This is a genomic window from Enterococcus sp. AMC1252 (genome assembly GCF_058216515.1).
On record NZ_CM177097.1, the window covers coordinates 2879289 to 2891662 of the forward strand.

7 protein-coding genes are annotated in these 12374 nt (G+C 34.0%); all 7 read right to left on the bottom strand.

Annotation, left to right across the window (positions count from 1 at the left end):
* Window positions 1–266: 266 nt before the first annotated feature.
* Window positions 267–1091 carry a glycosyltransferase gene (locus AC4BB5_RS13605; RefSeq protein ID WP_490456654.1) on the bottom strand — a complete coding sequence of 275 codons (825 nt, stop codon included), beginning with the start codon at window positions 1089–1091 and terminating at the stop codon, window positions 267–269.
* Between the two features lie 14 nt (window positions 1092–1105).
* Complete coding sequence (locus tag AC4BB5_RS13610) at window positions 1106–2500, bottom strand: sugar transferase (protein WP_490456655.1); 1395 nt, start codon at window positions 2498–2500, stop codon at window positions 1106–1108.
* 154 nt (window positions 2501–2654) lie between these two features.
* Window positions 2655–3809: an EpaQ family protein gene (locus tag AC4BB5_RS13615; protein WP_490456656.1), complete on the bottom strand. Its 1155-nt coding sequence runs from the start codon at window positions 3807–3809 to the stop codon at window positions 2655–2657.
* Window positions 3810–3835: 26 nt separating this feature from the next.
* On the bottom strand, window positions 3836–5791 hold the full coding sequence (locus AC4BB5_RS13620) for a DUF7657 domain-containing protein (RefSeq protein ID WP_490456657.1): 1956 nt from the start codon (window positions 5789–5791) through the stop codon (window positions 3836–3838).
* Window positions 5792–5835: 44 nt separating this feature from the next.
* Window positions 5836–7980, bottom strand: coding sequence for a glycosyltransferase family 2 protein (locus AC4BB5_RS13625; protein ID WP_490456658.1), 2145 nt, complete (start codon window positions 7978–7980; stop codon window positions 5836–5838).
* A gap of 32 nt (window positions 7981–8012) precedes the next feature.
* A complete protein-coding gene (locus tag AC4BB5_RS13630) occupies window positions 8013–11156 on the bottom strand; it encodes a glycosyltransferase (protein WP_490456659.1) in 3144 nt (1047 codons plus the stop codon).
* Complete coding sequence (locus AC4BB5_RS13635; protein WP_490456660.1) at window positions 11146–12363, bottom strand: ABC transporter ATP-binding protein; 1218 nt, start codon at window positions 12361–12363, stop codon at window positions 11146–11148. The genes AC4BB5_RS13630 and AC4BB5_RS13635 overlap by 11 nt, the downstream gene beginning before the upstream one ends.
* Window positions 12364–12374: the final 11 nt, after the last annotated feature.

Here is a 12374-nt window from a genome sequence, read left to right on the forward strand (position 1 = left end):
CATTCTTTGTTACAGTTTTTTTAAAATTTAGTATTCATATGTAAACAAATTATTATTTAAACATTTTTATGTAAAAATTAGCCTTGCTCTATGCAGTGCATAACTTTATAGTTGTGGTTCTTATATTGAACTTCCAATTAATTACTGAAAACGAGTCAGGGATCCTTACAAATATATTGTTCATAAGGAATACCCTCTAATAAAAATGACTTGTTTTACATAAAAGCAAGTTCGCTGTTATGAATAATTTTATTCTAACTAATTTTTTAATTTCTAAGTTGTTTTTGATAAAATGATCCTCTTAATTTGTTCGGCATCAAACTTATAACGATATGCACTAGTGAAACAAATACTAAATCATTGATTCTACCCAAACCGCTTTTGTAAATAATCCGCCTAGCTTTTAGTCCGGGTACCAGATAAGATAACCCACCTCTTCTAGAGTACATCTCTGCTCCTGTTCTTGCCAACACAAGTGTTTGTTGCAAATTAAAACTTACAAAGTTCTCTTTTAAAAGTCTCACCCATAAGTAGTAATCCTCAAAGCCAGGTAAAGGCTGGTAATTCCCAACCTGTATCACAGCAGCCTTTTTGAACATTACTGTCATGTGATTAAATGGATTTCTTCGTTTTGAATAGGATCTAATGGCTTCATTACTTTCAGGCATACGTTTTCTTGCAAGTATATTATCCGGACTTCCTTCAAATTCAATGATATTTGATCCTAAGATTGTTAAATCTTTATTTGACAAAAACTCTTGATATTGTACTTCTAATCGATTTTCTGCCATGATGTCATCTGTATCCATTCGAGCAATCAGAGAATTTCTGCACTTTTCTACCCCGATAGCCAATGCCGTCCCAAGACCTTGATTTTCATCTAAAGAAATCACGGTCAGTTGGTCACCCAACTTTGCTTGGTATTGTTGAATAACTTCATCTAACTCTACCGTTAATGGACCATCTTCAACCAGAAGGATTTCATCTGGTTGAACCGTCTGATTGATTGTACTCTCCATAGCTTGAATAAAGTATTCTGGTTTCTCTTTAAAGTAGATCGACATTAATACGCTGACAGCTATTGTTTGCATTTTTTTCACTCGTTTCATTTAAATAAATCGATGTTATTTTCACTTAGAAAAGAAAGATCTTTTTCGCTACGTTCAACCTCTTCTACGCCTTGTGAAGACACTTTATCAAATAAAATTTTGATTGTTTGAAGTAGTATTTTCAAATCCAGCATCAAAGAATAATTTTTAATATATAATAAATCAAAATTCAATTTACTATTATAATCAGATGCATACTTGCCATACACCTGTGCATAGCCTGTGATACCCGCTCTTACATTGTGTCTCAAGTAGTACTGCGGATTTTCACTATTGAATTGATCAACGAAAAATGGTCGTTCTGGTCTAGGTCCAACGATAGCCATATCCCCACGGATCACATTGATCAATTGAGGCAATTCATCTATTCTTAATGCTCTTAAGTATTTACCTACACCAGTGACTCGGCTATCATTACTTGTAGATAGCACTGGACCTGACTTCGCTTCTGCTGTTGCAGACATCGTTCTAAATTTTAAAATAGGAAATTCTTTTTGGTTTAACGTAATTCTCGTTTGCTTATAAATAATTGGTCCCGGAGACGTTACTTTTACAAGAATCGCCGCTACTAGCATCAAAGGAGACGCAATCACTAATAAAACAAAAGATAGCATAATATCAAATAATCGTTTAATGAAATTATCTTCACCTTTGATTCTGAAGTCCGAAACTTCAATAATACTTTCATCCTCAAAATTCATCATATTTGGTTTCAACATAATTAAATTCTCAAAACTAGTATTCAAGAACAGTTTCTTTTCTGCTTTTGTAACAAGCTTATAAATCTTGAATTTTTCATTCTCATCAATATGACTGGAAATATAGACAATGTCAATTTGATCCAATAGCTTTACTAGATTTTCATAATAATGATCTACGATAACCGTTGTAACTTGGTGTTTTTTATTCTTGTGACTAACAAAATTTTGAGTTGCTGAGACCACACTGTCTTCTGTTCCAAGTATCACAACTTTTTTTATCGAACTGACTTTCAAATATAAAAAATAAACCAGTATTCTCCAAAGACTTAACAATAAAATACTGACAATGAATGTATAAACTAATACCGATCTTGGAAAAGTAAACCACCGACCTGCAAAAGTAATAGTCATGATAAATAAAATTGTTAAAAACTGTCCTATAACCGTTACAAAAACAATGTCATTGATCGTTCGATTATAAAAAACATACGCCCCTAATAGTAAATTCAAAAAGATAAAAAATAGCGAAATGTAAATAGCAGACTTTTCATATGAGACAAAATTATATGAAGGAATGTTAAATCCAAATTTAATCCAAAATCCAACCAATACAGAAAAATTGAAGACTAAAACATCTACAATAATAATCGCAATTCGTTTTGCATTATTCCATTCATTTTTAGTTGACATTTTTACCTTCCTTCCTAATTATATGATGTATTATTACTAAAAATATCTTTAGTAAAAACTTCAAATTTCATGTTACCATACTAAGGCTTGAAAAAAAATAGCAACCTGATAATTCACTCAACTAGCTCAGTTGAGACCGTAACAAAAACTCTCTCTATCTTTGAGAAACTTCATCTGTCTTTTGCAAAACAATCCCCACAAAAGAATAAACAATTGGTATCCATTGAGTTGCAAGTAACGTTTCTTCCATCGTAGATTGAACACAAATAGCTAAAAAGCCCAGTAATAGACTAATTTGGAAAAATGAAAGGTTTGTTTTCTTAAATGTATTTGAACCTAAAAAGTAGATTAGTGCTCCAAAAAAGGAAATGTACCCTAAAATACCATAGCTTCCTAAAGTATAAATATAACTATTATGAGTACCTAAAGCCTTCCAAGATGCACTAAACGGTTCCATCCCAATCAACATATTTTGAATGCTAGAAAACCATTTTTCAAAAAATTCTGCCCAAATCCTTTCTCTTCCGGTAAACAAATTAAGCGTATCAGATTTTGAAAATGCGTAAAATACAACGGGACCTAAAATAAATATCAAGCTAAAACCTATCAATAGTAAATAATTATTCTGTAATATTTTTTTAGGTACAATGTTATCAATGATAATAAAAAGAACTAATGCCCCTAATGAAGCTTTCGATTGACATACCCAAATCGACATTAGACCAACAATATAGATCGGAATAACAAGCAATTTAAAATAGCCAATATCAAAGGATTTTATTAAAATCGTTAACATCATCGTAGATAAAAACAATGCCATCCCGATAGTATTCGTATTGATCCAAATTTCTTCTAGTTTATTGCCGCTTTTCCAAATGGCATCTGCAGGTACCAATTTAGGTAACTCTGTATAAATTCTATAGACGGTTGCACCTAAAGCAACACCTGATATTCCTGCCAACAAACCTAAATCTAACTTTGTAAATTTAGTCTTTTTAAAACAAAGAAGGAAAAGAATTATCAAAGGGATTGCTGCGTTGATAAATCGATTACTATGTCTTATGGAAGAAGTAATTGTAAAAAATACGAAAATAGCACCTGCCAAAAGAATGAGTTTAAAATCACTTCGTGTTAATTCTTTCATTTTTAATATTAGTATCAACACAAGGGCTGCTGCTAAAAAGTACATACTGTTTTCATAAATAAATAAAGTCATTTTTGTTCCAACACCGACTACCCACATTAAATACGAAATAGCAATAGTAACCAATAGGATTAGATTACTCAATTTATCCTGCACTTTCCCCATTTCATCTCTCCATTCATGAATTTCGTTTAGTAAATAGCCTTATAGATATATGCACCGTCTTTATCAGGTCCATAAAGCCGATCAAATTTTACAGTTGTAGTTGAAAGATTTTGTATTTCTTTATACGTTACTAAATACTTTATGCCATACTCTTTGATTACTTGGGGACTCAATCTTACAACAATAGAATCTGCTTGAAGCAGTTGAAGTGATGGTTCATCGTTGCTGATTTCTACATTAATATGAGCATAACGATTATAAACATCCTCATACTTCTTGTCAGGATCCAAAATTTTCCAAGAGTCTAAATTAGGTGTAAAAGAAATACCATTGAACGTATGCACACCTAACATAGGGAGGTAGCCGTACATTAGGCGCTCACCTGCCCAAAGTTGTCCTGGATCATTTTTTTCAATCCCTTGAATCTCATGAGCAATTTTCTTCTCGTAAACAGGCGCTACACCTTGCGCTAACGGATTGACAGGAACACCTGTCAGCAATACGATACCTGCCAAAACAATACAGAAACTTACTTTCCATTTCTTGAAAAGTGCCACAATCAAAAAGACAACTACAAGTAAAATAATTACAATTGCCCACTTACTTATATACAAACGTAAATTCCCCGTATAAAGAGCAAAGAAATACAAGCCTAAATTAAAGAACAACACAATTCCCACTACCAAAGATTTAAACGCTTCTCTCTCCCAAAGATATTGTATAAACCATAAACTTAACAATACTGAAGCAAATCCAAAAGAGACAGTTACTCTCACCGTGGGAATATAAGACCATAAAGTGATTTTAGCAATGATTGTAGGAAAACTAAAACTCATCCATAATAAACTAAATGAGCAATAGACAAAAAGTAGAAAACCGTAAAGATTTTCTCTTATTTTTTTAAAGAAAATAAGCGGTGCCAGCGGCAATATAACAAAAAACAAGTGATAAAAACTACTTAATTCTGAATTATTTGTGTATGTGACATCCATAAACGGCATTTTCCAATTCGTCAAAAATAGTAAAATATCCTTTCTAGGAAACTCTCCACCAACACTCACCCTTTTTCCGGGATAAACAGTGTTCATCACTAGAAGCAAAGATTCCCATGAGGAATAGATTGAAACGCCTAGTATCACAAAGGTTGCTAACACAGCACCTCCTATAAACAGTCCATCAAATTTATCCAACTTAATTTTCTTATGAAACTCAAAAAAGAAACCAATCAAAAACAATACAATCAAATAGCCTAATGGAACTTGCAAAGCGGGGTACAAAACAAGTACAAACCCTGAAATAGAAATTGCTGCGAGCGTCGAAAAGAAGAATCGTCTGCCCTTACTTTCATGATAGTAAAAGTAATTATACATTCCCACTAAAAAGCCTAAAGTGAAAAAGATTAAATCTCCAACAGGAGAAACAAACCACCATTGGATTGCTGAAGAAAAAGGAATCCAAACACTTGCAAGTAAAGCTAGATACTTATTTCTTTTAGTCAAAATCAAGCCAATTTCAAAAGAAAGTAACATCATTCCAATTAGTTTAATTCCCCAGACCCATGAAAGTCCGTATTCTTTTCCTAACAATACGTATCCCCATGAAAATGGTTTGGCAATTGTTGCGATATCAAGTGCCGCAGAATTATACCCAACAATCATATCTTGACCATCGACCGTAATCACTTCATTATGTTGTTTCAATCCTGTTTGCGTTTGAGATAAACTGAAAGGAGTTTGAACCAACCATTCATCAGATCTGACTCCTCTTGGCTTTCCTAATATCAATCCGCTCTTTTCACCTGGATTTTCATATTCAGAAACGTAAGCGTCCCACATATTCAGCGAGCTACCGTGAAGTTTAAAAACAAGCATACAAATGAAGACAACCGCTGCAATCCAAAACCTAACTTGAATAATTTTATCTACAGCTGTACCGAACTTTCCACGGATGCTGTCTTTTTGACTTTCTATATGTCTTTCCATAATTAACTCCATTCAAAATATCACAAGAGATTGGTTACTTTTACCTAGTCTCTATATGAAAAATTAGGTATTTCTCTTGTCAGATTAGGATTATAAAATGGATCATCTTCAATTAAGTTCGACCATTTTTGTTCCATCATCGCTTTTTCTTTTTCAAAGCGTTTTTTCTTCTTCCCTTTATCATCATATCCTCTTGTTTGAGATTCAAAATGATAAAGTTCCGCTTCATGAAGCCATACATTATCTCTGCCTAATTCTTTTACTTTTAAGCATAGATCAACGTCATTGAACGCCACCGTAAAATCTTCATCAAATCCCGAAACTGCGTCAAAATCTTGTTTTTTCATCAACAGACATGCTGCTGTAACTGCTAAATAATCTACATTTAGTGCCAATTTACCAAAATAGCCTAAATCACCATGCGGGTAACCATAGTGTCCATGCCCTGCAATTCCCCCTAAGCCTAGAATCACACCAGCATGCTGGATTGTATTGTTGGGATATAATAATTTTGCCCCAACACAACCGATTCGCTCTTGCTGACCAAAAGAAATCATTAATTTTAGCCAGTCAGCATTGATCACTTCAGTATCATTATTTAAAAACAACAGATATTTACCATTGGCTTCTTTCGCCGCCATATTATTTATTTTAGAAAAATTAAACGGAATATCGATTACGACTACACGAAAACGTTCATCCAGTTCTTGCTTATATGAATCATAAAGTTCTTTCATTTTCTCATCTGTACTGCCGTTATCAGCAATAATGATTTCATAGTTTGCATATGTTGTTTTTTCAATGATTGAAGAAACACAACGTTTCACATCTTTGTACCCATTTTTTGTAGGAATAATGATCGAAACTAGATCTTCTGATTCAATATCATAATAGACATCATATAATCCATTTGCCTGGCCATGAGTTGCATGACCTTTGATCCCTCTACGAACTAATGCATCTTGTACTGATCTTAGACCCGCTTCAAAAGCATACCCTTTTGAAGATTGGTCAACTGCTGTTGATGTTGGCAACATACGCCAATGATACAAAACTTTAGGAATATGTTTGATTCGCTCACTCGTTATTTTTTCAGTGAATCGAAGAACTAAATCATAATCTTGGGAGCCTTCATACCCTTTTCTAAAACCGCCAATCTCTTCAAGAATTGTTCTACGGTAAACACCAAGATGAGAAATGTAATTTGTTCCTAATAATAAATCTGGCGACCAATCTGGTTTAAATGAGGGATCCGAGCGATTGCCTTCCATATCGATTTTATCTTCATCGCTATAAAGTAAATCCAATTCAGGATTTTCATTTAAAGCTTTGATAACTTCATAAAAAGCAATTCTTGGCAACTCATCGTCATTGTCTAATAATGCAACGAATTCTCCTGTAGCTAAGGCTAGGGCAGAATTTGTTGCTTCACTAATATGTCCATTTTCTGGTCTAAAAACAACTTTAATTCGTTCATCTGAGTCATTATAAGCAGTTAATAGTTCTTTCACTTTAGGATCTGTGGAAGCATCATCCGCCATGCAAAGTTCCCAATTTGAATAGTCTTGAATCAAAATAGAATCAATACAACGACGCAACCACTTTTCCTCTACATTATAAACAGGCATAGCGATCGAAATTTTAGGTTGATATTTAAATGTGCTGATTTCAGCTTTGATTTGCTCAAAGTCAAAATGCTCAGTTCTTTCCAACCAACTTGGATAAGATGACTGATTTCTGATTTTTTCTATTCTTACACGTTGGATCGTACTTTTGATCCCGTTTCTTTTTAGATAATTGATGCCTTTATGTACTTTTATCATCAATCTTGCCATTTTATCTTCAGTACCAGGAATTAGAGGATGTTTTTTTGCTAAATCAATCCATTCTATTTTGCTAGATTGTGACTCTTCTGAGACAAAACGAACTTCTAATTTATTTTTCTTTTGAATACCTTCTAGTTTTATTTCAAACCCTGCTAAAACGTTTGGTTCTACCTCGTAGATTTGGTTGACATCTTCTCGTAAAACACGTTTGATGTCAAAAGATATTACTTGCTCTTGATTGTTGATTGAAATAACTGGGGAGGACTTTGAATCTGTATCCAAAGCCCAGCCAGTTATTGTTAAGTTATTTGTTTGTTTCTCTCGATAGATACTATCAATAATGATCTTTATCTCATCGTTCATGTTTAGCTCTCCTTATAATTAAAGGTCTGATCTTATTGACGTTTTGGGTTTTTATAAATGTCGACTAAGTCCTGTTCAGACCACTTATCTGTTAATGCCTTAAAATTGCCTTTTTTATCAAGCGTCTGATGCTTTTCTTCTGCTTTGAAAATAGCATAAGAACAATAGATAATTTTTTTATCTAATTCTTTAGCAAACTTCAATGATAAATCCACACCCATAATATCCTTACCTAGCTCTTCGTTGATACCTGAAACGGCTAGATAATCCGCTTTTCTGAAAATCATGCATGTTTCAGATACAGCCTGCACGTTTCTTGGTAAAGCAATACGATAGTAATAGCCTAAACTCTTACCAGGAGTACCTTGTTCAGGATAGATCAGGCGTTTTTTCTCTGTATCGATAGAAATACCGATATTTTCAATGCGATAACGTTGATCCACGACCCTGCCTGTTACAATTCCTGCTGTCGGTTGTTGTGCCATGTTCATCAGTTCAACAAGCCAATTACTTTTCGTTGGTACCAATCCTGCATCTAAAAGAACAATGTATTCTCCTGTACTTGATTGAACCAATTCATCTCTTGTTTGACCTTCACTATAGATAAGCTTATTACTAGATGATTTGACTTTTTCTTTCAATGATTTTGGTAAAACGATATCATAGTTTTCGTAAATTGTTTTTTCCAATAATTTTTTTAAATAGTCATTGATATCATCTGTATCATTCGTAATCACAATAGACACTTTTGGCACTGTTTCATAGATATAGTTTATTTTATATGAACCATAAAACTCAGCAATTTCAACATTTGCTTTGATATCGCGACGATCCATTGCAGCTTGCACTGCACGTTGACCAGCAACATATGCGTAACCTTTACTTTCAGGATTCAAAGCAGTAGATGACTCAATTGCCCGCCAATGATACATCATACCTGGAATGTGCGCGATATTTTCTGCATTTTCAGTAGCACGTAAAACAAAATCATAGTCTTGAGCACCATTAAATTCAGTTTTTAAACCGCCTGTTTTTTCTAATAGAGACCGTTTTACTACAACAAAGTGCGTAATATAATTATGGTTTAAAATCAACTCAGAATTCCATTTTGATTTATAGAATGCGTTGAAACGTTTGCCACTTTCAGTGACTTTATCTTCATCGGTATAAATAAAATCAATCGTTTGATCTTCATTTAACGCTTTTACAACTTCATACAACGCTTGTGGAGCTAGTTCATCATCATTGTCCATAAAACCGATGTAATCACCTGTTGCAATCGTTAATGCTGAGTTTGTTGCTTCAGATATATGACCATTTTCTTCACGATAAATGACTTTTATGCGATCATCTGCATCCGCATATTTTTTAAGTAATGGTTTAATGTAATCACTTGGTGAAGCGTCATCTGCTAAACATAGCTCCCAATTTTCATAATATTGATTCTGAAGAGAGGATACACAAGCATCTAACCATTTTTCTTCCACGTTATACACAGGAACAGCTACAGAAATTTTCGGTTGATATTTAAATGTTTTGATTTCTTCCAAAATAGCCGACGGATCAACAGGTGTTTCTTGTTGTTCTTGGCGTTTGAAATACCACTTCACAGAGCCGATTAAACCTCGTGTTTGTATGGAACGCATTGCTCGTTGTATTTTATTACCTGGCTGTACCATATTTGGTTTTTCTAAACGGTATTGTAATTTACGGCCATTATCAGCTGAAACATTCAATGTATAGGTTGGTTGATCGTCAGGATCGATCACGTCGATCACAAATCCATACTCTTGATCTCCTTTTAGCTCAAACATATCAATAACGTCTCTACGATATTCTTTTGTTACAGAATATTCAACAGTCGCTTCAGCGGCTACTTTAAAGGAAACTGGTAATTTATCTTCTTTAGAATACGCCCAACCACGAATCACAGTCTTTTTCTCCTCAACATGACGAACAATATCATCGATGTTAAGTGAAACGAGCGAATCAAATTTACTGATTGATACTTTTTTATAACTTGCCATTTGTCTTTCACTCACCATTAATTCTGAATTTTTTGACTGATTATTTTCTGTTTTCTGCGTGATTGCATATTCAATCAACCCATGAACTGTGTCTGAAAAATTGCCTTCGTATTTATAATCTGCCGTGATCGTCATGGTTTTACCGGCGATTTTTTTGTCAGCTATTTCCATGACAGGAACTTGATCATCAGAAAAGAAATAATATGATTCCTTATTGTAGACAGCATTCGTCGCACTAGGTTGTACTGTTGCCCCTTCAACTGCCAATTCTATGTCTACTACCACTCCTGTCAAGCTAGGGAAAATTTTTAATAACTTAATGTTTTCCGGTACCTCGATTGTAAATGTTTTATTTTCACCCGACACATTATTAAGCTGAACATCAAATTCTTTTTGATCTTCTTCACCACAGTCATATAAAAAATGGATATTCTTTCTATAACTTGAATTTTCGGGTATTACCCGGGTTGGATGTTCCACAGTTTCAGCAGAAAGTGCGTAGAAATACTGATAGACTTCCCCAAATGGACGCGCTTTAAAAGCAGCACGAACTTCCACTGGCAAGTCTTCATAATTGGATTCTAGTTCATTATAACCAACTTCGTTGATCGTAAAATCTTCTTTGGCGATAAATAAACCAATTTCATTAAAAAGTTTTTCAAAACCACTTTGAACGAAGAATGACTTGTGTGTTGCATCAAGCAACCCTGTTTCACGCCAATCTAATTTATTATTAAATAGGTCGATCAAAACAGAGTTATGTGCAATATTTGGGAAAGTGATTAGGATTTGACCTTCAGCACTTAAAAAAGGTTTGACTTTCATAAGTGCATTTTTAGGATTCATCAAATGCTCTAAGACATCCGCAAAAATAATGTAGTCAAAGGTTTGACCTTCAAAGTGTTTTGTCCAAGCTTCTTCATCGATATTCCCATAGAATCCGTCGTTGGAGAACTCACTAACATGATCATATAACTCTTTGTCCAACTCAACAATTGCAACATAGCAATTTTTTTCTTCCATCAAATATTTTGTCATTCGGCCATTTCCTGGTCCAAATTCTAATACCCGACTATTCTCTTTAATTTGGGCAACGATTTTACCAACACTAGTACTCTCGTCAACTTCCATTTCAAAATCATATTTCATTTTTAATAGTATCCTTCCATTCATGATCTAAAATGACAATGCCTTCGCCTGCATAGCGACCGCTAATAAACATGGTCAGGTATTTCGTTTTATAAACCAAAGGTACTGTGGCGTGTTCTTCAAAGAAAGCAATATCAAAATAATATTCCCCAGTTAAAAGAGACATTTTTCCATATTCTAGATAAAAGACATTTTTACCTTTTTTCCAAGGAATTTCAACACCATCTAACAACGTGTTTAGCCCGCACACGTAATTATTATCAACTGTACGAATGGCTACTCCGCACACAGGTGATTTTATTGTATCGTCTTTAACAGTGTACTCTAGTTTTACGATAACCTTCTCATCTTGAGTAACGATTTCTAAAGGTTCTAGAGCATAATTTAGCAAGGTCGCTTTATCGACTTCAATAATATCAGGAACCGTTTCTTCATTTTGAATTGTTTTTTCACGATCAACTGTTTTGATTGATTTTTTCTTTAAGAAGTTTTCGTAGTTCGTTGTCACGTCCATAGTGTCACCGTATTCAACAACTTCTCCATTTTTCAACCAGAATGTTCGGTCACAAAAGCGACGAACGGAGTTTACATCATGTGAGACAAAAAGAATCGTCTTACCTGAATTTTTGATTTCGGTAAATTTCTCCATACATTTCAATTGAAACTCTAAATCCCCTACTGCTAAGGCTTCATCTACGATCAAAATATCAGGATCAACATTGATTGCTACAGCAAAAGCCAAGCGAACAAACATCCCACTAGAATAAGTTTTTACAGGTTGATATAAGTGATCGCCAATATCAGCAAACTTGATAACATCATCCACTCGTTCTTCCATTTCTTCTCTAGAAAAACCAAGAACCATTCCATTTAAAAAAATATTTTCATAGCCAGAATACTCAGGATTAAAACCAGAGCCCAGTTCTAATAACGCTGAGATTTTCCCATCAATCGTCATAGAACCAGAAGTTGGCGTTAAGACACCTGTAATTATTTTAAGAATCGTTGATTTTCCAGAGCCATTTTCTCCAACAAATCCAATCATCTCACCTTTTTCAATTTGCATTGTGACATCTTTTAATGCATAGAAAAGATCATGATACGTTTTTTTCATTGGATTCAACGCTTCTTTAAAACGATCAGACGGTTTTTTATACATGTTATATGTTTTTGTTATATTCTGTATATCGATTGCATATTCTGACATTTTTTACTCTC

What these genes read in the sequence shown, in the direction of transcription:
- AC4BB5_RS13635 (WP_490456660.1), bottom strand. Translation starts at nt 12,363, where the DNA reads ATGTCAGAATATGCAATCGATATACAGAATATAACAAAAACATATAAC.
- AC4BB5_RS13620 (WP_490456657.1), bottom strand. Translation starts at nt 5,791, where the DNA reads ATGGAAAGACATATAGAAAGTCAAAAAGACAGCATCCGTGGAAAGTTC.
- AC4BB5_RS13630 (WP_490456659.1), bottom strand. Translation starts at nt 11,156, where the DNA reads ATGAAATATGATTTTGAAATGGAAGTTGACGAGAGTACTAGTGTTGGT.
- AC4BB5_RS13625 (WP_490456658.1), bottom strand. Translation starts at nt 7,980, where the DNA reads ATGAACGATGAGATAAAGATCATTATTGATAGTATCTATCGAGAGAAA.
- AC4BB5_RS13615 (WP_490456656.1), bottom strand. Translation starts at nt 3,809, where the DNA reads ATGGGGAAAGTGCAGGATAAATTGAGTAATCTAATCCTATTGGTTACT.
- AC4BB5_RS13610 (WP_490456655.1), bottom strand. Translation starts at nt 2,500, where the DNA reads ATGTCAACTAAAAATGAATGGAATAATGCAAAACGAATTGCGATTATT.
- AC4BB5_RS13605 (WP_490456654.1), bottom strand. Translation starts at nt 1,091, where the DNA reads ATGCAAACAATAGCTGTCAGCGTATTAATGTCGATCTACTTTAAAGAG.